Source organism: Actinoplanes flavus, from assembly GCF_017592555.1.
Lineage (GTDB): Bacteria > Actinomycetota > Actinomycetes > Mycobacteriales > Micromonosporaceae > Actinoplanes > Actinoplanes flavus.
This window is the reverse complement of the sequence record NZ_JAGFNS010000022.1, coordinates 34,540-55,789: the sequence shown is the minus strand read 5'-3', so window position 1 is coordinate 55,789 and position 21,250 is coordinate 34,540. Positions and strand designations below refer to the sequence as shown.

Sequence of the window (21,250 nt, the reverse complement as noted above, 5' to 3'; positions counted from 1 at the left end):
GGCCGGACCGCCCGAAATAGCGTGGTCACCGCAGAGGGCGGGCAGGGGAGGCGGGTGGTCGGGGACATGAGCGGCGAAGCGTCACGGCAGGACGGGACGGTGCTGACGTTCTCGCCGGTGGCCCGTGTCCTCGTGCTGTTCGGGCCGGCCACCCTCGGCGTCCTGCTCGGGCTCGCGCTGCCGGTGGTCGCCGGTTGGCTGGCCGATGTGGGCTTCCCGGTCCTCGGCGTGGTATGGCGGGTGGCCGCCTCGGTCGACACCTGGTGGAAGGCCGCCGTGCAGGCCGCGATCTTCGCGCTGGTGGGCGCGCTGGTCAGCGTCGAGATGGTGCGCGGCACCGTCCGGGTCACGGTCGGTTCCGGCGAGGTGCGGCTGCGGACCGGGGAGAACGAGGTCGCCGTCGCGCGTACGGACGTCGGGGCCCTGTTCATGGACGGTGACGCCCTGGTGATCCTGGATGGGGAGTCGCGGCGGGTGTTCCACGGCGAGCCGCAGGCCGAAGCCGGCGTGCTGGAGCGGGTCTTCCGGGAGCACGGCTACCCGTGGCGGGCGGGCGACCCGTTCGCCGACCTCTACCAGCGGTGGACACCGGAGAGCGGCCACCTGCCGGTGGCCGTCGACGCGGTCCTGACGGCCCGGTCCGTCGCGGTGCGCAAGAAGGCCGTGAAGGAGGCCGCCGAGCTGCGTGGCTCGCTCGAGAAGCTGGGTTACGCGGTCCGCGACGACGACGGCCACCAGTTCTGGCGGCCGCTGGTGCGATCGTGACACCGGCGACCGAGGTGGAGCGGAGCGAGCGGAACCGGCAGCGCCTCTGGGACGTGACGGCCGTGCTGTCGTCCTGCCTCGGCGCGGCGATCCTGCTCGGCGACGCGCAGGCCAGCCGAGGGTTGAGCGACGACCAGGTGTTCCTGCACCTGGTGGCCGGGTGTGTCCTGGCGCAGGCGCTCTGGTGGCGGCACCGCCGGCCGGTGGCGGTGGCGGTCCTGCTCAGCCTCGTGTCGGTGGTCGCCGAGGGCGCCGGCGTGGCCTCGCTGATCGCCCTCTTCACGGTCGTCACCCTGCGGCGCGGGCGGCCGACCGTGCTGGTCACCGCGCTCAGCCTGGTGACCGGGCTGCTGTTCGCGTGGCTGCACCCGGACCCGACCGTGCCGATGGCGATCACCATCGCGCTCACCGCGGCGATCAACGCCGCCACGGTCGCGATCGGGCTGGCGGCGCGGGCGCGGCGGGAGCTGATCGCGTCGCTGCGGGAGCGGGCCGCCCGGGCCGAGGAGGAGACGCGGCTGCGGGCCGACCGACTGCGCTCGCTGGAACGGGAACGGATCGCCCGGGAGATGCACGACGCGCTCGCCCACCGGATCTCGATGGTCAGCCTGCACGCGGGCGCCCTCCAGATCCGTCCCGACCTGACCCCGGAGGAGGTGGCGAAGGCGGCCGCCACCATCCGGGACAGCGCCCATCAGGCCCTGGAGGACCTGCGCGAGATCCTCGGCGTGCTGCGGGCCGGCGACGGCGACGACCTTCGGCCGCAACCCGGCCTGCACGACCTGGATGATCTCCTCGCCGATGCCCGCCGGGCGGGGGTCCGGGTGAGCGCCGTCAACCACCTGGACGGACTGCCGGTCAGCGCGTCGCTGGGGCGGACCCTGTACCGGCTGATCCAGGAGGGCCTCACGAACGCGGGCAAGCACGCGCCCGGCACGTCCGTACGCCTGCTGGTGGAGAGCACCGGCGAGGGTGAGCTGCATCTGTTGATCTCCAATCCGTTGCCGGGCGTCACGCGCAGCGTGGTTCCGGGGGCGGGCGCCGGGCTGGTCGGGCTGGCCGAGCGGGTGGAGCTGCTGCACGGGCGGCTGTCGCACGGTGTCCGCGACCATCCGGGTGCGGGCCTGAGTTTCGATCTGGAGGCGTGGTTGCCGTGGCCGAGCTGATCCGGGTGCTGATCGCCGATGACGACCCGCTGGTGCGGGTGGGCCTGTCGCTGGTGCTGGGCGCGGCGCCGGAGATCCAGATCGTGGGCGAGGCGGGGGACGGCGCCGAGGCGGTCGAGCTGGCCCGGCGCCTGCGGCCGGACGTGGTGCTGATGGACGTGCGGATGCCCCGGACGGACGGTCTGGCCGCGACCGCCGAGTTGCGCCGCGACGGCCCGGCCCCGGCGATCGTGGTGCTGACCACCTTCGACACCGACGAGAACCTGCTCGGGGCGCTGCGCCTGGGGGCCAACGGATTCCTGCTGAAGGACATCGCGCCGACCGAGATCCTGGACGCGGTGCGGCGGGCCGCCGCGGGGGAGTCGATCCTGGCGCCGTCCGTGGTGCCGCGCCTGATCGGGTACGCGGTGGCCCGCGACCCGGAGAGCGGCGGCGGTCGCGGCGGCCGGGCGTCGGCGGTGCTCGATCGGCTCACCGAGCGCGAGCGGGAGGTGGCCGAGGCGGTGGCGACCGGGCGGTCCAACGCGGAGATCGGCGCGGAGCTGCACATGAGCGTGCCGACCGTGAAGGCGTACGTCTCCCGGCTGCTCGACAAGCTCGGCTGCGCCAACCGGGTGCAGGTGGCGATCCTGGTTCACGAGTCCCGTACCGGAAAGTGACCTTCTTCGTGAGGGTCGTTACAGGAAGTGGTTTCCGGCGGTGACTCCGGCTAGCGTTGTGCGGACGCAAAGACCTACCTGATTAGTAGGCATTGCGACGCTCGTCACAACTGCTGACCAGGGTGTTCAACGTGATTGAAATCAGCGGTCTGCGCAAGGCGTACCGCTCCAGGAGGGGCTCGGTCCAGGCTGTCGACTCCGTCGACCTGACCGTCGGTGAGGGCGAGGTGTTCGGCGTCCTCGGCCGCAGCGGCGCCGGCAAGAGCACCCTGCTGCGTTGCGTCAACATGCTGGAGCGGCCGGACGCCGGCACGGTCACGGTCGGCGGCGTCGAGCTGACCGGTCTGCGCGGCAAGCGGCTGCGGGCCGCCCGGCACGGGATCGGGATGATCCACCAGCACTTCGCGCTGCTCTCCTCACGCACCGTGGCCGGTAACGTCGCGTTCGCCCTGGAGGTGACCGGCACGCCGCGGGCGGAGCGCCGGGCCCGCGTCGCCGAGCTGCTCGAGCTGGTCGGTCTCAGCGACCGCGCGGACGCCCACCCGGCCCAGCTGTCCGGTGGCCAGAAGCAGCGGGTCGGCATCGCCCGCGCGCTCGCCGCGCGCCCCCGGGTGCTGCTCTCCGACGAGGCCACCTCGGCGCTCGACCCGGAGACCACCGACTCGATCCTGCGCCTGCTGCTCGACCTGAACCGCCGGCTCGGCCTCACCATCCTGCTGATCACCCACGAGATGACCGTGGTGAAGCGGATCTGCACGTCCGCCGCGGTGATGCGGGACGGGCGGTTCACCGAGTCCGGCGCCATCACCGATCTGCTGCGGCGGCCGGAGTCGGAGCTGGCCCGGGACCTGTTCCCGCTGGAGCCGGTGACCGCCGCGGCCGGGGACACGATCGTCGACATCACGGTGAGCGGCGACGAGGCCGACGAGCCGATCATCGCGGATCTGGCCCGGCGGTTCGGTCTCGACGTACGCATCCTGGGCGGGTCCGTGGAAACGCTCGCCGCGACGCGCGCCGGGCGCTGGCGTCTCGCCCTGCCCGGCGCCCCCGACGACAACCGTGCGGCCCTCGACTATCTGCGCGAACGGGGGGTGGCGGCGTGACCTGGCAAGAGATCTACGACCTGCTCGACGTCGGGGTGCGTGAGACGGCCTGGATGGTCGGCGTGTCGGCGCTGCTCACCGCCGTCGGCGGCCTGCTCGTCGGGGTGCTGCTGGTGCTCACCGGCGCCGGCGGCCTGTTGCCGCTGCGGCCGCTCAACGCCGTCCTCGGCCTGATCGTGAACGTCGGCCGGTCGCTGCCGTTCATCATCCTGCTGGTCGCGGTCATCCCGTTCACCCGCGTGGTGGTCGGCACCACGATCGGCACCGACGCGGCGATCGTTCCGCTGACCATCGGCGCCATCCCGTTCTTCGCCCGGATCGTCGAGTCGGCGCTGCGTGAGGTGCCGCCGGACGTGGTCGCCGCGGCCACCGCGATGGGCGCCACCCGCACCCAGATCGTCGGCAAGGTGCTACTCCGCGAGGCCCTTCCGGCCCTGGTCGCGGGCCTGACCATCACGGTGATCGCGCTGGTCGGCTACTCGGCGATGGCCGGGGTGGTCGGCGGCGGCGGCCTCGGTGACCTCGCCATCCGGTACGGCTACCAGCGCTTCGAGACCGAAGTGATGATCGCGACCGTGGTGGCCCTGGTGGTCCTCGTCCAGCTCGTTCAGATGGTGGGCGACGTCCTCGTCCGCCGGCTCTCACACCGATGAAAGGTCGTTCCATGCGCCGCCGTTCCCTCATCGCCGTCGCCGCCCTCGTGCTGGGTCTGGCCGCGTGCGGCTCCGAGGAGTCCTCGAACCCGGACACCCTCAAGGTCGGCGTCAGCCCGGTCCCGCACGGCGAGATCCTCAGGTACGTCAAGGACAACCTGGCCGCCGCCGAGGGCCTGAAGATCGAGATCGTCGAGTTCAACGACTACATCCAGCCCAACGTGGCACTCAGCGAGAAGCAGCTGGACGCCAACTACTTCCAGCACATCCCGTACCTGGAGGAGGAGGTCGCGTCGAAGGGTTACAAGTTCACCGCGCTGGAGCCGGTGCACATCGAGCCGCTCGGCGTCTACTCCAAGACCGTGAAGACCCTGGCCGAGGTGCCGTCCGGCGGCGTCGTCGGCATCCCGAACGACCCGTCGAACTCGGGCCGCGCGCTCGCCCTGCTCGCCAAGAACGGCCTGATCACCCTGAAGGACGGCGTCGGCGTCAAGGCGACCGAGAAGGACATCACCGCCAACCCGAAGAACCTCCAGTTCAAGGCGCTCGAGGCCGCGCAGCTGCCGCGCAGCCTGGAGGACACCGCGATCTCGGTGATCAACGGCAACTACGCGATCGAGACCGGGCTCAAGCCGGCCACCGACGCGCTCGCGCTGGAGACGGGCGAGGACAACCCGTACGCCAACCTGGTCGTGGTCCGCGCCGGTGACGAGACCGACGCGCGGGTCGTGAAGCTGGAGAAGCTGCTGCACTCGGCCGAGGTGAAGAAGTTCGTCGAGGACAAGTACCAGGGCTCGGTGCTGGCCGCGTTCTGAGGCCGCGCCCGGTGCGGGCGCGGCCTGTCGAACTAGCAGGCGCCCTGGTCCGCCCACACGTCGGCGGATCCGGGCGTCTCGCCCTGCGTCCACCACTTGGCCCGCCAGGTGCGGCCGTTGTGTGACACCAGGTTGCCGCCCACGTAGACCGCGGAGCTGCTCCACGCCGCCGCCGAACAGCCGGTCGGCGGCGGCGTGGGGCCACCGGTGCCGCCGATGTTGACGTCGATGCACGAGTAGAACGCGTTGGCGGTGTCGGCGATCGTCCAGACGGCGAGGACCTTCTGCCGCCCCGAGAAGCCGCTCAGGTTGACGGTGTGCGACAGCGTCGCCGGCGGTTGCTGGCTGTTGCCGGCGAAGTACCCGACCCGCGTGCCGCCGATGAAGTACTCCCAGCTCGTGGTCGCGTGCCGGGCCGTGTTGATCCAGGTGAACGTCTGCGAGGTGCCGACGTTGGTGGCCGGCCAGCCCTTGCCGTCGTCGTTGAGTTCGGCGAAGACGGCGTTGTTGCCGTGACAGTTCCGCAGGCCCTTGGGGCCCTCGACGCTCTGCGGCTCGTACTTGATCTGCCCGCAGGCGACCCGCCCCTGCGCGCAGAGGGCCTGCCGGCTGGGCGGTGACGAGACATATCCGTGCGCGGCCGCCGGTGAGGCGACCAGGATCGAGCCCGCGGTCCCCAGGACGGCGACGGCGAGCAGGGTCAGTATTTTGCGCATGCCACTCCCTCCAATGACAGATGTCGATTGATGGATGTGACAAAAATATAAAGTAAGGTTTCCTAAATTTAAAGCGGGCTGGCGCGATCCGCACACGACGGCGCATGATCGGGGCATGACCGAGGAGACCGCCGCCGAACGGCACCAGCGCTTCGGCAGACTGCCCGCCCGGATCCGGCCCGAGGACCACGTCGAGCTGGTCGACATCCGCCGCCCGGAGGCACGGCCGGCCACCGCCCTCGACCCCGACCACGAGCGCGCCCTGCACACCGCCGCCTGAGGTCCGCGGCGCGCCTCACTCCGGTGCGCCGCTTCGAACCCCTTTCCGGTACGCCACGGCACGCGATCCGGTCGCCGGTCCGGCCCGTGCCGCGAGCGCCGGGCGTTGAGTGGGTGGTCACCCTCCGCGCGGTCCGGGCCGTCGCGCGCGCTGCGGCCGAAGAACGCGCCCCTCGCCCGAGGGCGAGAGGCGCGGGACGGGCCGGGTCAGGCCAGGATCGCGTCGATCTTCTCGGTGGGGAGACCGAGGGCCGAGCCGACCAGGTCGTTGGTGAGCACACCGGCGTGCACGTTCAGGCCCAGCGCGAGCGCCGGGTCGGCCCGCAGCGCGTCGCGCCAGCCCAGGTCGGCCAGGCGCAGGACGTACGGCAGGGTGGCGTTGGTGAGCGCGTAGGTGGAGGTGTTCGGCACCGCGCCCGGCATGTTGGCCACGCAGTAGAAGACCGACTCGTGCACCCGGTAGACCGGGTCCTGGTGGGTGGTGGGCCGCGAGTCCTCGAAGCAGCCGCCCTGGTCGATCGCGATGTCGACCAGCACCGAGCCGGGCTTCATCCGCTTCACCAGCGCGTTGCCGACCAGGGTGGGCGCCTTCGCGCCGGGCACCAGCACCGCGCCGATCACCATGTCGGCGTCCAGGACCGACTGCTCGATCGCGTACGAGCTGGACACCAGCGTCCGCACCCGGCCGCCGAACCGCTCGTCGATCTGCCGCAACCGCGGGATGCTCAGGTCCAGCACGGTGACGTCGGCGCCCAGGCCGAGGGCGATGGTCGCCGCGTTCACGCCGGAGACGCCGCCGCCGATCACCGTCACCTTCGCCGGCGCGACCCCCGGGACACCACCGGGCAGCACGCCCCGGCCGCCGCTGTTGCGCATCAGGCTGTACGCGCCCACCTGCGGCGCGAGCCGGCCGGCCACCTCGGACATCGGCGCGAGCAGCGGCAGCGACCCGTCGGCGAGCTGCACCGTCTCGTACGCGATCGCGGTGGTCCCGCTGTTCAGCAGCGCCTTGGTGCCCTCGGCGTCGGCGGCCAGGTGCAGGTAGGTGAAGAGGACCTGGCCGGCGCGCAGCCGGTGGTACTCCTCGGCGATCGGCTCCTTCACCTTGAGGATCATGTCGGCCGCGCCCCACACGGCGTCCGCGTCCGGGAGGATCCGGGCGCCCGCCGCCGCGAAGTCGTCGTCGCTGATGGCGGATCCCACGCCGGCGCCGGCCTGGACCGAGACCTGATGTCCGTGCCGCACCGCCTCCACGACTCCGGCCGGGGTGATCGCCACCCGGTACTCGTGGTTCTTGACCTCTGCCGGCACACCGATGTGCATGGGGTTTCCTTCCGCCACCAACTCCCGATGGCGATAGACTGAAACGATGTGCAGCGCGGCGGCAACACGAGCGAAGAAGATTCTGAGCGCCGGTGCGCCTGGGCAGATCCTTCGATACGGCAGCCTCGGATGACCGATCTGCCGAAGGATGTTCGAGGCCTCGATCACATCGATCTGGAGTTGCTGAGCCTGCTGGAGTCCGACGGCCGGATGCCCAACAACGCGCTCGCCGAACGGGTCGGCATCGCCCCGTCGACCTGCCTCACCCGGATCCGGCGGCTGCGCGAGCTCGGCGCGGTCCGCGGCTTCCACGCCGACGTCGACCCGGCCTGGATCGGCCGCCCGATCCAGGCGATGATCGCCGTGCGGATCCGCTCCGACGCCCGCGAGGGCATCGGCCGCTTCGCCGAGTCACTGGCCGGCATCCCGGCGGTCCGCGACGTCTACTTCGTCTCCGGGTCGTACGACTTCCTGCTGCACGTCGCCTGCTCCGACGTCGAGGACCTCCGCTCCATCATCACCGAACGGCTCAGCGGCACCCGCCTGATCGCCGGCACCGAGACCCACCTGATCTTCGAACACCGCCGCGGCTCCGTCTGACCCCGGCCGGGCTTCACACGATCATCTATGCTCGGCGCGCCGGTACTTGTCGATCATGGGGAGGCGCGGGTGCGGGCCGACCGACTGCCACGGTGGGCAAGCGTGACGGCGCGGATCGCCGCCGTCACCACGCTGGTCACGATGCTGGTGCTGTGCTGCGGATTCGCGGGGCTCGCCGGCGAGTGGCATCCGGCCGGGGGAACGGCGCGGGCCCTCTCGCCGGGCGACGGATCGCTGCCGGAGAGGATCGGCGCGCCGCCGCTGTGGACCCCGGACGGTCTGGCGGCGCCGATCGGGGCGGCGTCGGTGCTCTTCACCTCGAACACCTGGTTCGGCGACGAGTCCGGCCACCTCACCGGGCTGGTCGGGCGGGACGACGACACCTACCGGGTGACCGAACTGTACGGACCGGCCGGCCTCTCCTCGGTGATCTCCCCGGACGGCACCCGCCTCGCCGTGGACGACGGCGTCGCCGACCTCGCCACCGGGCGGATCACCCCGTTCCGGCCGCGCGACGACACCGACGACTCCCACCTCGAACCCCAGGCGTGGTCGCCGGACGGCAACACGGTGGCGGTGCTCTTCGGCTGGTGGAACGACGGCGGGCGCGCGGACGGCGTACATCTGAAGCTCGTCGACGTGCGCAGCGGCGCGACCCGCGAGATCGCCGAGCTCAGCCCGATGGCCGCGTTGCCCGGATGGACCGTGGCGTTCTCGCCGGACGGGACCCGGCTCGCCGTCCAGGTCGAGGACCGGATCCGGGTGCTCACCCTGGCCGATGGCACGAGCGTGGACCTGCCCCTGCCGGCCGGCGCGCGGATCGCCGGGAAGGGCGCGTGGACCCGGGACGGGCGGAGCCTGCTCGTGGTGAGCGGCGAGAAGTGCGACTGCGCCGGGTACCCGCGGCGGTGGACGGTCCAGACGATCTCGGCGGCCGACGGCACGGTCGGCGGGCCGTCCTGGACCCGCGACGGCGTCTACGCGCTGCGGGTCCTCGGATGGTGGAGGGGCCGGCCGGCGACGGTCGAGTACACGGCCACCCGGGTGGCCCAACCGTCGGTGTTCGCCGACGCCGTCGCGCGAGAGGAGCTGACCAGCCAGGACGGCATCGAGAGGGCCCGGCTGATCGAGCTGGGCGGCGGCCGGGAGCTGCTGTCCGGGGACGGGATCCCGCTCAACGGGGACGTGGAGTCGATCGACGTGCCCGATCGGATCCTGGCCCAGGGGCGGGCCCGGGCGGGGTCGCCGCCGCTGCTGGACGTGGAGGCGCTGACCCTGCTGCCGCTCACGGTCGTGCTGACCGGCCTGCTGGTGCTGCTGTTCCTCGGCGTCTGGTGGCTCGCCGTCCGGCTCTGGCCCCAGCCCCACTGACACGCCGGTGCGTCAGCGCGGCATGGCAGTGATCATGGTGCGGGGACGAGGCGGTCGCTCAGGACGTGGACGGCGAACAGGTGGAAGCCCACCACCAGCGGGATCGTCGCCGGCACCGAGAGGGCCAGGAAGACGGCGAGCACACCGGCCAGCGCCGGGGCGAGCGCCGACCACGGCCGGTGCACCGCCTGGCCCCAGGCCCAGACGATCGCGGTCCTCCACGACTGCGACGGATCACGGCCGCCGGCCACCAGGGTGAGCGTGGCGACCCCGGCCAGCCAGATGACGACGGCCGCGGTGATCACCAGCATCGGGGTGCCGCCGGGGACCCAGCCGCGGCTCAGCGCGATCAGGTCGATCAGCAGGAGCGCCGCCACCAGCACCACCGGGACGCCGGGCAGCAGGGTGCGGCGGAACTGCCGCAGCAGCGGGCGCAACGACGGCAGCGACCCGGTGGCGTACCGGTGCCGGACGGCCGCCGAACCGGCGGCCAGCGCCGCCGGCAGCGTCAGGACCGGCAGCGCCGAGACCGTCACCCCGATGCCGATCAGCGCGAGATCCGCGCCGAGCGCGAACCGTTCGCGCCAGTCCGGCCGGCTCTCCGGCTCGTCCTCGTGCGGCCAGTTCGGGCCGGGCGGCCCGCCCGCCGGTGCGGCGAGCGGGCCGGTGGAGGCGGGCGTCGTCATCCCTTGAGGCCTGACGTGTTGATGCCCTCGACGAGCATCCGCTGGAAGGCCACGAAGAACAGGAAGACCGGGGCCAGCGACAGCACCGACATGGCGAACATCGGGCCGACCGAGGACTGGCCGCTGGAGTCGATGAACAGCGTCAGCGCCACCGGGGCGGTGTACTTCTCCAGGTCGGACAGGTAGACCAGCTGGCGGAAGAAGTCGTTCCACGTCCAGATGAACGAGAAGATCGCGGTGGACACCAGGGCCGGCCGGGACAGCGGCAGGATCACGTGGCGGAACACACCGTACGGGGTGCAGCCGTCGATGGTGGCCGCCTCGTCCAGTTCCCGGGGCACACCTCGCATGAACTGGACCATCAGGAAGACGAAGAACGCCTCGGTGGCCAGCAGCTGCGGGACGATCAGCGGTGCGTACGGCCAGTCGCCGCCCACCCAGCCGAAGGTCTTGAACATGACGAACTGCGGCACGATCAGCACGTGGCCGGGCAGTAGCAGCGTCCCGATCATGAGGGCGAACCAGAAGCCGCGCAGCCGGAACTTCAGACGGGCGAAGGCGTACGCCGCCAGCAGGCACGAGACGCAGTTGGCGACCACCGTGAGGCCGGCCACGAGCGCGCTGTTGACGAAGAACCGCCCGAAGCTGACGTCGAAGTTGTTCCAGCCGTCGGTGTAGTTGGCGGGCGTCCACTCGTCGGGCAGCACCGACACGTTGTTCAGGACCTCGGACGGGCTCTTGAACGAGCTGCCGAGCATCCACACCAGCGGATAGAGCACCACCGCCGAGAGCAGGACCAGCGTCAACGGCCGGGCCAGGCGCTGGAGGGTCATCAGTCTTCTCCGTCCGAGTAGTGCACCCAGAACTTGCCGGTCCGGAAGACGACGGCGGTGACCAGGCCGATCGCGAGCAGGAAGACCCAGGCCATCGCCGAGGCGTAGCCCATCTGGTATTCGTTCCAGCCCTTGATGTAGAGGTGCAGCGTGTACATGAGGGTCGAGTCGACCGGGCCGCCGGTGCCGTTGCTGAGCACGAACGCCGAGGTGAAGCCCTGGAAGCCGTTGATCGTCTCGAGCACCAGGTTGAAGAAGATCACCGGCGACAGCATCGGCAGCGTGATGCTGAGGAACTTGCGCCACGGGTTGGCGCCGTCCACCGAGGCCGCCTCGTACAGCTCGACGGGCACCTGCTTGAGACCGGCCAGGAAGATCACCATCGGGGCGCCGAACTGCCACACGGCCAGCAGGATCAGCGTGCCGAGCGCGAAGTCCGGGTCGTTCACCCAGGCCTTGCCCTCGATGCCGAACCAGCTCAGGAACTGGTTGAACGCGCCGTCGCGGTTGAACATGTTGACCCAGACGATGGCCAGCGCCACGCTGCCGCCCAGCAGGGACGGCAGGTAGAACAGGCCACGGAACAGCCCGGCGCCCTTGAACGACCGGTTCAGCAGCATCGCCACACCGAGCGCGGCGGCCAGTTTGAGCGGGGTGGCCACCAGCGCGAAGAGCAGGGTGACCCGGACCGCGTGCCAGAAGGACGGGTCCTCGGTGAACATGGTGCGGTAGTTCTCCAGCCCCACCCACTCCATCGACTCCCAGTCGGAGAGGACGTCGTAGTTGGTGAAGCTGAGGTAGAGCGACATCAGCATCGGGATGGCCGTGATGGTCAGCAGCCCGAGCAGCCAGGGGGAGAGGAAGACGTAGCCGGCGACGCCGTCGTTCTTGCGCTGGGCGGGCCGGCCCCGCCGCTGGGAAGCGGCGGGACCGGTCGTCGGCGCGGTCGGCGAGGGCCGTGCCGTGGTTGTCGCCATGGGACTCACCGGCTGATCGCGGCCTGGGCGGCGGCGAAGAACTGCTCGGCGGCCTTGGCCGGGGTGGCGCGGCCGTACTGGGCCTCCTCCGCGGCCTTGATCAGCTCGGAGCGGACCGTGCTGTGGCCCTTCGGCGGAACGGCGGGCGCCGGGCCGAAGTTCTTGGCCAGCTCCTGGACCACCGCGATGGTCTGCTTCATCGACGCGTTCTCGGTGGTCGCGGCCACCTGGGCGCGGATCTCGGTGTTCGCCGGGATGCCCCGGTCGGTGCCCAGGATCTTGCCGGCCTCCGGGTCGTTGGCCAGGAAGTTCAGCACGTCGGCCGCGACGTCCTTGTGCTTGCTGCCCTTGTAGACGGAGAAGTACATCGAGGCGCGCGGCCACTGCTTGCTGGAGTCACCCGGGTACGCGATGACCTCCAGCGCGTCCTTGGTGTTCTTCTGCAGCTCGGGCATCTGGTTGGCCCACACCCAGGAGGTGAGCGCCTTGCCGGTGACGACCAGCTGCTTGCTGACGTCGGTGGCGTTGCCCTCGTGGATGACGTCCGGCGTCGGGGTGGCCTTGGCGTCCCGGGCGCCCTTCCACAGCTCGAACCAGGCCTGTACGTCGGCCTGGGTGAAGCCGAGCTGGCTGCCGTTGTAGAACTCCTTGCCGTTCTGGCGCAGCCACACCCAGAACGCCTTGTAGTCGGCGCTCGGGTCCTGGGTGCCGGCGACACCGGTCTTCGCGGCGGCGTCCTTGGCCCAGGCGATGTGCTGCTCCCAGGTCTGCCCGGTGGTGGGCAGCGGCACCTTGGCGGCCTCCAGCTTGGTCTTGTTGAAGACCAGTCCCTGGGTGTTCTCACCGATCGGCAGGCCGGCCAGCTTGCCGTCCACGGTGGCGTACGTGACGAGACCCTCCGGGAACTTCGAGGTGTCGATCTTCCCGGACTTCTGGTACTCGGTGAGGTCCTGCGTGACGTTGCGGGTCGCGTACTCGGCCAGGTAGTTGTCGTCGATCTGGAAGATGTCCGGCGCGTCGTTGCCGGCGGTGAGCGTGGCCAGCTTGTCGAAGTAGCCCTGGTTGGCCTGCCAGGTCTTCTTGAACGTGACCTCGGGGTGCTTGGTCGTGTAGAGGGCGAGGGCCTGCTCGGTGAGCTGGGCGCGGGCCTCGGCGCCCCACCAGAAGAAGCTCAGCTCGACCTTGCCGTCGTCGCTGGAGTCCTCGCCGCCACAGGCGCCGAGGACCAGGGGAAGGGCCAGCATGCCGGCGACCAGGCCGCGGAGCAGGCGGCGCCGGGGAAGGGGGTGGGATGCGGTCATGGGGTTTCGTCACTCCTTGACGTGTGCGGCAACCTCAGCGGCGATCGCGACGGCCGGGGCGTACGGCCCCGGGCCGGTGGAGTTGCGAATGATCAAGTCGGTCCGGAGGGTGACCTGCCCGGTCGCCCCGTCGTCGCCCTGCTGGAGCAGCATGTCGACGGCGGTGCGGCCGGCGGCGGCGGTCGGGTTGGCCACGGTGGTGAGCCGTGGCCGCACCAGCCCGCTGTACGCGATGTCGTCGATGCCGACGACGCTGACCTGCCCGGGGATGTCCACACCGCGGTCCTGCAACGCCTGGAGCAGGCCGATCGCCATCAGGTCGTTGTAGGCCAGCACCGCGGTGGCGCCGGTGGCGAGCACCGCCTCGGCGGCGGCCGCCCCGGCCTCCTCGACCGGCTGGTTCGGGCCGAGGACGGTGAGATCCGCGCCGGCCGTACGGGCGGTGGCCCCGGCGGCCCGGCGGATCTCCCGGTTGGTCCACGAGCCCCGCGGCCCGGCCAGATAGACCAGGTGGCGGTGGCCCAGGCCGAGCAGGTGGCGCACGGCTTCCCGGGCGCCCTGTCCCACATCCATGACCACCGCGGGCAAGCCGGTGATCATGCGGTTGATGACGACCAGCGGCACCTCGCGGCGCAACTGCTCTATCTGGTCGTCACTCATCCGGGGACTGCACAGCAGGATCCCGTCGACCTGTTTGGCCAGTGCCTGCACCAGATCGGACTCGACGATCGGATCCTCGTCGGTGTCGGCGACGAAGACGTGGTAGTCCCGCCGCCGGGCGTGGGTCTCGGCCGCCTTGATCAGAGGCGGGAAGAACGGGTTCGCGATATCGGCCACGATCAGGCCGATGTTGTGGGTACGTCCGGTGATCAGTGCCCGGGCCGCCCGGTTGGGGCGGTAGCCGAGCTGCTCCGCGGTGGCCAGGACCCGGGAACGAGTCTCGGGATTGACCAGATGCGGTGCGGAGAAGGTGCGCGACACCGTGGAGATGTGCACGCCGGACGCCCTTGCGACGTCCCGGATCGTCACGGCCACGGTGCCTCCCTTGATGGCGGCCCGGATGTGACCCGGGTCTCTAGGTGACAGCCATTAATGCAAACGGTTGCTGTCGTGTCAACGCCCTTCGATGTCGATCTTGTGGCGCGGCCGTGACTCAGTCGGGTCATTTATGGACAAATGCTGGCCATGCATTGACTTGGGTCGTGGTCTGCTCCCTAAGCTGTTGCAAACGTTTGCCGAATGGAGGCGACGGAATGCCCCTCTCTTCCCGCCGCCGGTACGCCCTCGTGGGCGCCGGCTCCCGGGCCGGAATGTTCCTCCGCGCGATCACCGGCGACCACGCGGACGTGGCCGAGCTGGTCGCCATGGCGGACACCAACCCGGCCCGGCCGGCCGCTCACAACAGGCGGCTCGCCGAGCCCGTCCCGGTGTACGACGCGGCGGACTTCACCGAGATGCTCAAGCGTGAGCGTGTCGACGTCGTGCTGGTCGCGACCGTGGACCGCTATCACGACCACTACGTCGCGGCGGCGCTCGACGCCGGCTGCGACGCGATCACCGAGAAGCCGATGACCGTCGACGTCGCCGGTTGCCGTCGCATCCTGGACGCCCAGCGGCGCACCGGGCGCGACGTCCGGGTCACCTTCAACTACCGCTACAACCCGCTGCACGAGGCGGTGAAGCGGGTCATCTCGTCCGGCGAGATCGGCGAGGTCGGCTCGGTCCACTTCGAGTGGTTGCTCGACGTCCGGCACGGCGCCGACTACTTCCGCCGCTGGCACCGCGACAAGGCCAACTCCGGCGGCCTGCTGGTGCACAAGGCCGGCCACCACTTCGACCTGGTCAACTGGTGGCTCGACGACGGGCCCGAGCAGGTCTTCGCGGCCGGGCGGCTGTTCTTCTACGGCGAGCAGGGCCGTCGCCACGGGTACGCCCGGGACTACGACCGGGCGCACGGCGCGGCCGACGCCGACGGGGATCCGTTCGCGCTGCGGATGGCCGACGAACCCACCATGCGCGAGCTCTACCTCGACGCCGAGGGCAACGACGGCTACATCCGGGACCGCAACGTCTTCGCGCCCGGGGTGACCATCGAGGACGACATGGCCGTGCTGGTCCGCTACACCCGCGGCGCGTCGATGAGCTACCACCTCACGGCGTACGCGCCCTGGGAGGGCTACCGGGTGATGTTCAACGGCAGCCGGGGCCGCCTGGAGCTGGAGGTGGTGGAGAGCGACCACGTCTCACCCGGGGCCGCGGCCGGCGTCAAGGGCGAGCCGGGCGCCGAGTCGGCCGCCGAGAGGGGCTCCAAACGGCTGCTCGTCCGGCCGTTCTGGGCGCCGCCCCGGGAGATCGCGGTGGACGGGCTGTCCCGGCACGGGCACGGCGGCGCGGACGTGCGGATGCTCGCCGACCTGATCCGGCCGGACGCGCCGAAGGACCCGCTCGGGCGCACCGCGAACGCCGTCGACGGCGCCCGCGCCCTGCTCACCGGCCTGGCCGCCAACGAGTCCCTGGCTCACGGGCAGGCCGTACGCGTGCCAGACCTCCTAGATCTTGAGGACAACGAGTGATCGACGAGAACCATCTCTTCCCCGCCGAGCCGACCCAGCGGCAGATCGCCCGCGAGCTGTACCGGCACGCCAAGGATCTGCCCCTGATCAGCCCGCACGGGCATGTCGACCCGGTGCTGCTCGCCGACGACCAGCCGTTTCCCGACCCGGCCCGGCTGTTCGTGGTCCCCGACCACTACGTCACCCGGATGCTGGCCAGCCAGGGCATTCCACCGGCCCGGCTCGGCGTGCCCAGCATCGACGGGTCGGCGGTCGAGACCGACGGGCGGGCGATCTGGCGGCTGCTCGCGGAGAACTGGAAGCTGTTCCGCGGCACCCCGTCCCGGCTCTGGACCGAGAAGGTCCTCTCCGACGTCTTCGGCCTCACCGAGCCGCTGAACGCCGCGACCGCCGACGAGATCTACGACGAGCTGTCCGCCCGGCTCGCCGAGCCCGGGTTCCGGCCCCGGGCGCTGTTCACCCGGTTCAACATCGAGGTGCTCGCCACCACCGAGAGCCCCCTCGACGAGCTGCACGCGCACGCCAAACTGGCCGCCGACGGCTGGGGCGGACCGGGCGGCCGGGTGATCACCACGTTCCGCCCGGACAACCTGGTCGACCCGGACTGGCCCGGCTGGGCCGAGCGGGTCGCCCGGCTCGGCGAGCTGACCGGCCTCGACGTCGGCACCTACCCGGGCTTCCTGAACGCGCTGCGCGCCCGCCGGGCCGCGTTCATCGAGGCCGGCGCCACCAGCTCGGACCACGGCCACCTCACCGCGGCCACCCTGGTGCTGAGCGACGCGGACGCGGCCGTCCTCTACCGCAAGGCCCTCGGCGGCGGCGCGAGCGAGGCCGACGCCGAGGCGTTCCGGGCGCACATGCTCGTCGAGTTCGCCCGGATGTCCCTCGAGGACGGCCTGGTCATGCAGCTGCACCCGGGTTCGGTCCGCAACCACAACGAGGCGCTCTACCAGCGGCACGGCCGCGACGTGGGCGGCGACATCCCGTCGGCCACCGACTACGTGCACGCGCTCAAGCCGCTGCTCGACGCGTACGGCACCGACCCCCGCCTGCGGATCGTGCTCTACACGCTGGACGAGACCGTCTTCACCCGCGAGCTCGCCCCGCTCGCCGGCGGCTACCCCAGCCTCTACCTGGGCGCGCCCTGGTGGTTCCTGGACAGCCCGGAGGGCCTGCGCCGGTTCCGGGAGACCGCCACCGAGACGGCCGGCTTCTACAACACGTCCGGATTCGTCGACGACACCCGGGCGTTCTGCTCGATCCCGGCCCGGCACGACGTGGCCCGCCGGATCGACGCCGGCTTCCTGGCCCGGCTCGTCGCCGAGCACCGCCTCCCGCTCGACGAGGCCGCCGAGACCATCGCCGACCTCGCCTACCACCTCCCGAAGCGTGTCTTCCGACTGGAGAACAACTCATGACAGTGCGGATCACCGGCGTCGACGTCCACGACGTCCGGTTCCCGACGGCGGCGGCCGGCGACGGCTCCGACGCGATCAACAAGGGTGACTACTCGGCCACCTACGTCGAGGTCACCACCGACGCCGGGATCACCGGCAGCGGCCTGACCTTCACCAACGGGCGCGGCAACGAGCTCACCTGCGCGGCCGTCGAGGCGCTGGCCCACCACGTCACCGGCCGCACCGTCGAGGAGATCGCCGCCGACCAGGTCGGCTTCTGGCGGTCCATCACCGCGGACGTGCAGCTGCGCTGGCTCGGCCCGGAGAAGGGCGTCATCCACATGGCGTCCGGCGCGCTGATCAACGCGGTCTGGGACCTGCGGGCCCGCCTCGCGGGCAAGCCGATGTGGCGGTACCTCGCCGAGATGCCGGCCGGCGAGCTGGTCGCCTCCATCGACTTCCGGCACATCAGCGACGCGATCACGCCCGGCGAGGCGCGCGAGATCCTCGAGAAGGGCGCCATCGGGTACGCGGAGCGCCTGGCGGAACTCACCCGCGACGGCTTCCCGGCCTACACCACGAGCGTCGGCTGGCTCGGCTACCCCGACGACAAGGTGCGCGAACTGACCCGGCAGGCGGTGGCCGACGGCTGGCGCGCGGTCAAGATGAAGACCGGCGGCCCGCTGGCGGACGACGTCCGCCGGGCCGGCATCATCCGCCGTGAGCTGCCCGAGGGCGCGCTGCTGATGATGGACTCCAACCAGGTCTGGGACGTGGACGAGGCGATCGCCGCCATGGAACGGCTGAAGGCCTTCGACCCGTACTGGATCGAGGAGCCCACCCACGCCGACGACGTCCTCGGTCACGCCCGGATCGCCCGCGCCGTGGCGCCGGTCCGGGTCGCCACCGGCGAGGTCGCCGCCAACCGGGTGATCTTCAAGCAGCTGCTCCAGGCCGGCGCGATCGGCGTCTGCCAGGTCGACGCCTGCCGGGTCGCCGGCGTCAACGAGGTGCTCGCCATCCTGCTGCTGGCCGCCAAGTTCGGGGTGCCGGTCTGCCCGCACTCCGGCGGCGTCGGCCTCTGCGAGTACGTGCAGCACCTGGCGATCTTCGACTTCCTGCGGGTGGGCCGGTCGCTGGACGGCCGCATGATCGAGTACGTCGACCACCTGCACGAGCACTTCACCGACCCGGTCACCGTGGCCGACGGCCGCTACCGGCTGCCGCAGGCGCCCGGCTACAGCGTCGAGATGAAGCCGGAGTCGATCGCCGAGTTCCGCTTCCCGGACGGGCCGGCATGGCGGTGACCTATCGCCTCGGCCGCGGGGCGCTCACGTCGCTGCCCGAGGCGAGCCGTCCCGCCGTCGACCCCGGCAGCGTCCGGGCCGGGATCGTCCACCTCGGCCTCGGCGCCTTCCACCGCGCCCACCAGGCCGTCTTCACCGAGGACGCGGTCGCCGCGTCGGGTGGCGACTGGGGGATCCACGGTGTCGCCCCACGCTCCCGCGACATCCTGGAGAAACTGCGCGAGCAGGACGGGCTCTACAGCGTCCTGACCGTCGGCGGGGGAGCGGACCGGGCCCGCACGATCGGCATCCTGGCCGGGCTCGGGCACGCCGCCGGCGACCCGTACGGGGTGGTCGCGGCGATCGCCGACCCGGGCATCCGGATCGTGTCGACCACCGTCACCGAGAAGGCGTACCGGCTGGACCCGGCCGGGCGGCTGCTGCTCGACGACGACCTGCGCGCCCAGCTCACCGGGCAGGCGCCGCCGGTCACCGTGCCGGCGCTGCTGACTCGCGGGTTGATCCGGCGGCAGGCGGCCGGCGGCGGCCCGCTCACCGTGCTGTGCTGCGACAACATGCAGGGCAACGGGCCGCGGATCCGTGGCCTGGTCGCCCAGGCCCTCGAGGTGGCCGGCGCCGACCTGCCCGCGGACGTGGCGTTCCCGGCCACCATGGTGGACCGGATCGTGCCCGCCACCAGCGCGGACCACATCCGGCGGGCGGCCGCCGCGCTGGGCGCCGACGACGCGGTGCCGGTGGTGGCCGAGCCGTTCACCCAGTGGGTGATCGAGGACGACTTCCCGGGCGGGCGGCCGGACTGGGCGGCCGCCGGGGCGGTGCTCACCGGCGACGTCACCCCGTGGGAGCTGTGCAAGCTGCGCGCCCTCAACGGGGTCCACTCGGCGGCCGCCTACCTGGGCGCGCTCGCCGGTCGCGAGTTCATCGCCGACTCGCTGGAGCTGCCCGGGATGACCGGGCTGCTGCGCCGGTTCATCGCCGACGACATCGCGCCGACCATCGCGCCGCCGCCCGGGGTCACCGTGACCGGGTACGGCGAGCAGTCCCTGGAACGGTTCGCGAACCGGGAACTCGGCCACCGCAACCTCCAGGTGGCGATGGACGGAAGCCAGAAGCTGCCGTACCGGCTGCTCGCCACGATCACCGAACGCCGCCGCGCCGGCGCCGTGCCGGTCTGGGGCGCGCTGATGGTGGCCGCGTGGATGCGCTTCGCGCGGGGGTCCGCCGACGGCGGCGCTCAGCTGCCGCTCGACGACCCGCTGGCCGGGCCGATCCGGGACGCCCTGGCGGCCGCGCCGGACACCCCGGCCGGTGTGGTGGACGCGCTGCTCGGCCTGGACGCGATCTTCGGACCGGACCTGGCCGGCGACGACGTCCTGCGCGCCGAGCTGCTGCGCTGGTACGCCGACCTGGACCGGCACGGCGTCGTGGCGACGGTGAAGGGACTCGGCTGATGGCCACCCGGGTGGCGCTGATCGGCGCCGGGGGCCACGGGCTCGCCCACCGGCGTACGTTGCAGCGGTTGTCCGACGCCGGAACCGTCGAGGTGGCCGGGCTCTGCGACCGGCAGCCGGTCGAGCCGCACCCGGACGCGCCGCTGCCCGGGGTGCCGTTCTACCACGACCACCGGGAGCTGCTCGCCGGGGAGCGGCCGGAGATCGTGATCGTCTGCACCCCGCCGCACACCCACCTGGCGATCGCGCTGGACGTGCTGGCGGTCGGCGCGGACCTGCTGCTGGAGAAGCCGCCGGTGATGTCGTCGGTCGAGCACGACCGGCTGGCGGCGGCCGTGGCCGAGAGCGGGCGGCTCTGCCAGGTCGGGTTCCAGGCGCTCGGCTCGGCGGCTCTCGCCGAACTGCGGGCGGCCGCCCCGGCCGGGCCGATCGGGGTGTCCGGGGCGTGGTGGCGGCCGGACTCCTACTACGAGCGGGCGCCCTGGGCCGGGCGCCGTGCCGTGGACGGCCGGCCGGTGCTGGACGGGGCGCTGGTCAACCCGTTCGCGCACGCCCTCATGCAGGCGCTGGTGCTGGCCGACGAGGGCGGTCCCGGGTTCCGGCCGGTCCGGATGGAGCTGGAGCGCTACCGGACCCGGCCGATCGAGACCGACGACACCACGTTCCTGCGCCTGACCGGGAACGACGGGCGCCGCGTCACCGTGGGGGTGACGCTGGCGTCGGCGGTCTTCATCGCCGGGGAGATCCGGGTCGGTGACGCCGTCCTGGAGTACCCGACCGACCGGCTGCGGCTGTCCGGCCAGGCCGAACCCCAGCGGGTCCCCGGGCGGACCGGGCTGCTGGAGAACCTGATCGAGCACCGGCGCGACCCGCGGACGCCGCTGCTGGCGCCGCTGGCCCGGACCGGGTTGTTCACCGCGGTCGCCGAGGCGATCGTGCGGGCGCCCGCGCCGAACGTGATCGGCGACGGCTGGCTCGCGCCGCACCCGGACGGCGGCGGGCGGGTCGTCACCGGCATCGACGAGATCGTCCGGGAGGTGGCCGAGACCGACCGGCTGCCCTCGGAGACGAGGGTGCCCTGGGCCGGCGAGGTCCATCGCACCGTCGTGGACCCCCGGCCGGCTCCGGGAGCTGTCGCCACTCCGGTGCGACAGCCCTGACAGCCGGCCGGTGACCACCGATGCGGCCCGGCGGCCGCGCCGCGGCCTCGCGTGGCAGATGCTCGCGCGGGCGCCACGGGGCGGCGCGGCTGCGGTGGTGGGCTGCTCAGCCCGT

The 21,250-nt window shown here is 71.9% G+C and carries 21 protein-coding genes; 14 read left to right on the top strand and 7 right to left on the bottom strand.

Annotated features, from left to right (window positions below; translation table 11 throughout):
- Window positions 1–66: 66 nt before the first annotated feature.
- From J5X75_RS29155 to J5X75_RS29130, 6 genes are all read left to right on the top strand, one after another.
- On the top strand, window positions 67–765 hold the full coding sequence (locus tag J5X75_RS29155; protein WP_208470730.1) for a YqeB family protein: 699 nt from the start codon (window positions 67–69) through the stop codon (window positions 763–765).
- The gene (locus J5X75_RS44730; RefSeq protein ID WP_307798322.1) at window positions 762–1,931 is read left to right on the top strand and encodes a sensor histidine kinase; all 1,170 of its coding nucleotides are present in this window, start codon (window positions 762–764) and stop codon (window positions 1,929–1,931) included. Before J5X75_RS29155 ends, J5X75_RS44730 begins: the two co-directional genes overlap by 4 nt.
- The gene (locus tag J5X75_RS29145; RefSeq protein ID WP_372450980.1) at window positions 1,910–2,590 is read left to right on the top strand and encodes a response regulator; all 681 of its coding nucleotides are present in this window, start codon (window positions 1,910–1,912) and stop codon (window positions 2,588–2,590) included. Before J5X75_RS44730 ends, J5X75_RS29145 begins: the two co-directional genes overlap by 22 nt.
- Before the next feature lie 131 nt (window positions 2,591–2,721).
- Entirely contained in the window at window positions 2,722–3,693 is a 972-nt protein-coding gene (locus tag J5X75_RS29140; RefSeq protein WP_307798321.1) for a methionine ABC transporter ATP-binding protein, read from the top strand.
- The gene (locus J5X75_RS29135; RefSeq protein ID WP_208470727.1) at window positions 3,690–4,346 is read left to right on the top strand and encodes a methionine ABC transporter permease; all 657 of its coding nucleotides are present in this window, start codon (window positions 3,690–3,692) and stop codon (window positions 4,344–4,346) included. The genes J5X75_RS29140 and J5X75_RS29135 overlap by 4 nt, the downstream gene beginning before the upstream one ends.
- Before the next feature lie 11 nt (window positions 4,347–4,357).
- On the top strand, window positions 4,358–5,161 hold the full coding sequence (locus J5X75_RS29130) for a MetQ/NlpA family ABC transporter substrate-binding protein (RefSeq protein ID WP_238489737.1): 804 nt from the start codon (window positions 4,358–4,360) through the stop codon (window positions 5,159–5,161).
- A gap of 32 nt (window positions 5,162–5,193) precedes the next feature.
- Here the strand turns inward: J5X75_RS29130 and J5X75_RS29125 are convergent, their stop codons facing one another.
- A complete protein-coding gene (locus tag J5X75_RS29125) occupies window positions 5,194–5,877 on the bottom strand; it encodes a lytic polysaccharide monooxygenase (protein ID WP_208470725.1) in 684 nt (227 codons plus the stop codon).
- Between the two features lie 115 nt (window positions 5,878–5,992).
- On the opposite strand from J5X75_RS29125, the gene J5X75_RS29120 reads away from it, so the two are divergent.
- The gene (locus J5X75_RS29120; RefSeq protein ID WP_208470724.1) at window positions 5,993–6,157 is read left to right on the top strand and encodes a hypothetical protein; all 165 of its coding nucleotides are present in this window, start codon (window positions 5,993–5,995) and stop codon (window positions 6,155–6,157) included.
- Between the two features lie 206 nt (window positions 6,158–6,363).
- Here the strand turns inward: J5X75_RS29120 and ald are convergent, their stop codons facing one another.
- Complete coding sequence (gene ald / locus J5X75_RS29115) at window positions 6,364–7,479, bottom strand: alanine dehydrogenase (RefSeq protein ID WP_208470723.1); 1,116 nt, start codon at window positions 7,477–7,479, stop codon at window positions 6,364–6,366.
- Between the two features lie 129 nt (window positions 7,480–7,608).
- Between ald and J5X75_RS29110 the strand changes: the two genes are divergently transcribed.
- Both J5X75_RS29110 and J5X75_RS29105 read left to right on the top strand, forming a co-directional pair.
- The gene (locus tag J5X75_RS29110) at window positions 7,609–8,079 is read left to right on the top strand and encodes an Lrp/AsnC family transcriptional regulator (RefSeq protein WP_208470722.1); all 471 of its coding nucleotides are present in this window, start codon (window positions 7,609–7,611) and stop codon (window positions 8,077–8,079) included.
- A gap of 102 nt (window positions 8,080–8,181) precedes the next feature.
- Window positions 8,182–9,450: a WD40 repeat domain-containing protein gene (locus tag J5X75_RS29105; RefSeq protein WP_208470721.1), complete on the top strand. Its 1,269-nt coding sequence runs from the start codon at window positions 8,182–8,184 to the stop codon at window positions 9,448–9,450.
- 32 nt (window positions 9,451–9,482) lie between these two features.
- Here J5X75_RS29105 and J5X75_RS29100 read toward each other — a convergent pair whose 3' ends face one another.
- The 5 genes from J5X75_RS29100 to J5X75_RS29080 are packed head-to-tail and all read right to left on the bottom strand — an operon-like array spanning window position 9,483 to window position 14,282.
- Complete coding sequence (locus tag J5X75_RS29100; RefSeq protein ID WP_208470720.1) at window positions 9,483–10,136, bottom strand: hypothetical protein; 654 nt, start codon at window positions 10,134–10,136, stop codon at window positions 9,483–9,485.
- Window positions 10,133–10,969 carry a carbohydrate ABC transporter permease gene (locus J5X75_RS29095; RefSeq protein WP_208470719.1) on the bottom strand — a complete coding sequence of 279 codons (837 nt, stop codon included), beginning with the start codon at window positions 10,967–10,969 and terminating at the stop codon, window positions 10,133–10,135. Before J5X75_RS29095 ends, J5X75_RS29100 begins: the two co-directional genes overlap by 4 nt.
- On the bottom strand, window positions 10,969–11,946 hold the full coding sequence (locus J5X75_RS29090; protein WP_208470718.1) for a carbohydrate ABC transporter permease: 978 nt from the start codon (window positions 11,944–11,946) through the stop codon (window positions 10,969–10,971). Before J5X75_RS29090 ends, J5X75_RS29095 begins: the two co-directional genes overlap by 1 nt.
- A 5-nt stretch (window positions 11,947–11,951) precedes the next feature.
- Window positions 11,952–13,247 (bottom strand): ABC transporter substrate-binding protein, encoded by a 1,296-nt coding sequence (locus tag J5X75_RS29085; protein WP_208470717.1) that lies wholly within the window; start codon window positions 13,245–13,247, stop codon window positions 11,952–11,954.
- A 9-nt stretch (window positions 13,248–13,256) separates the two neighbouring features.
- Window positions 13,257–14,282, bottom strand: a complete 1,026-nt coding sequence (locus J5X75_RS29080) for a LacI family DNA-binding transcriptional regulator (RefSeq protein ID WP_208470716.1) — start codon at window positions 14,280–14,282, stop codon at window positions 13,257–13,259.
- 218 nt (window positions 14,283–14,500) lie between these two features.
- Here J5X75_RS29080 and J5X75_RS29075 point away from each other — a divergent pair, with 218 nt between their 5' ends.
- The 5 genes from J5X75_RS29075 to J5X75_RS29055 are packed head-to-tail and all read left to right on the top strand — an operon-like array spanning window position 14,501 to window position 21,135.
- The gene (locus J5X75_RS29075) at window positions 14,501–15,820 is read left to right on the top strand and encodes a Gfo/Idh/MocA family protein (protein WP_208470715.1); all 1,320 of its coding nucleotides are present in this window, start codon (window positions 14,501–14,503) and stop codon (window positions 15,818–15,820) included.
- Window positions 15,817–17,238, top strand: coding sequence for a glucuronate isomerase (uxaC, locus tag J5X75_RS29070; protein ID WP_208470714.1), 1,422 nt, complete (start codon window positions 15,817–15,819; stop codon window positions 17,236–17,238). The genes J5X75_RS29075 and uxaC overlap by 4 nt, the downstream gene beginning before the upstream one ends.
- Window positions 17,235–18,524 carry an enolase C-terminal domain-like protein gene (locus J5X75_RS29065; RefSeq protein WP_208470713.1) on the top strand — a complete coding sequence of 430 codons (1,290 nt, stop codon included), beginning with the start codon at window positions 17,235–17,237 and terminating at the stop codon, window positions 18,522–18,524. Before uxaC ends, J5X75_RS29065 begins: the two co-directional genes overlap by 4 nt.
- Window positions 18,515–19,975, top strand: a complete 1,461-nt coding sequence (locus J5X75_RS29060; RefSeq protein WP_208470712.1) for a mannitol dehydrogenase family protein — start codon at window positions 18,515–18,517, stop codon at window positions 19,973–19,975. The genes J5X75_RS29065 and J5X75_RS29060 overlap by 10 nt, the downstream gene beginning before the upstream one ends.
- The gene (locus J5X75_RS29055) at window positions 19,975–21,135 is read left to right on the top strand and encodes a Gfo/Idh/MocA family protein (protein WP_208470711.1); all 1,161 of its coding nucleotides are present in this window, start codon (window positions 19,975–19,977) and stop codon (window positions 21,133–21,135) included. The genes J5X75_RS29060 and J5X75_RS29055 overlap by 1 nt, the downstream gene beginning before the upstream one ends.
- Window positions 21,136–21,250: the final 115 nt, after the last annotated feature.

Bases quoted from the DNA above. Each gene is read 5' to 3' on its own strand.
- J5X75_RS29110 (WP_208470722.1), top strand. From the start codon at position 7,609: ATGACCGATCTGCCGAAGGATGTTCGAGGCCTCGATCACATCGATCTG.
- J5X75_RS29100 (WP_208470720.1), bottom strand. From the start codon at position 10,136: ATGACGACGCCCGCCTCCACCGGCCCGCTCGCCGCACCGGCGGGCGGG.
- J5X75_RS29095 (WP_208470719.1), bottom strand. From the start codon at position 10,969: ATGACCCTCCAGCGCCTGGCCCGGCCGTTGACGCTGGTCCTGCTCTCG.
- J5X75_RS29125 (WP_208470725.1), bottom strand. From the start codon at position 5,877: ATGCGCAAAATACTGACCCTGCTCGCCGTCGCCGTCCTGGGGACCGCG.
- J5X75_RS29060 (WP_208470712.1), top strand. From the start codon at position 18,515: ATGGCGGTGACCTATCGCCTCGGCCGCGGGGCGCTCACGTCGCTGCCC.
- J5X75_RS29130 (WP_238489737.1), top strand. From the start codon at position 4,358: ATGCGCCGCCGTTCCCTCATCGCCGTCGCCGCCCTCGTGCTGGGTCTG.
- ald (WP_208470723.1), bottom strand. From the start codon at position 7,479: ATGCACATCGGTGTGCCGGCAGAGGTCAAGAACCACGAGTACCGGGTG.
- J5X75_RS29075 (WP_208470715.1), top strand. From the start codon at position 14,501: ATGCCCCTCTCTTCCCGCCGCCGGTACGCCCTCGTGGGCGCCGGCTCC.
- J5X75_RS29055 (WP_208470711.1), top strand. From the start codon at position 19,975: ATGGCCACCCGGGTGGCGCTGATCGGCGCCGGGGGCCACGGGCTCGCC.
- J5X75_RS29085 (WP_208470717.1), bottom strand. From the start codon at position 13,247: ATGACCGCATCCCACCCCCTTCCCCGGCGCCGCCTGCTCCGCGGCCTG.
- J5X75_RS29120 (WP_208470724.1), top strand. From the start codon at position 5,993: ATGACCGAGGAGACCGCCGCCGAACGGCACCAGCGCTTCGGCAGACTG.
- J5X75_RS29155 (WP_208470730.1), top strand. From the start codon at position 67: ATGAGCGGCGAAGCGTCACGGCAGGACGGGACGGTGCTGACGTTCTCG.
- J5X75_RS29065 (WP_208470713.1), top strand. From the start codon at position 17,235: ATGACAGTGCGGATCACCGGCGTCGACGTCCACGACGTCCGGTTCCCG.
- J5X75_RS29090 (WP_208470718.1), bottom strand. From the start codon at position 11,946: ATGGCGACAACCACGGCACGGCCCTCGCCGACCGCGCCGACGACCGGT.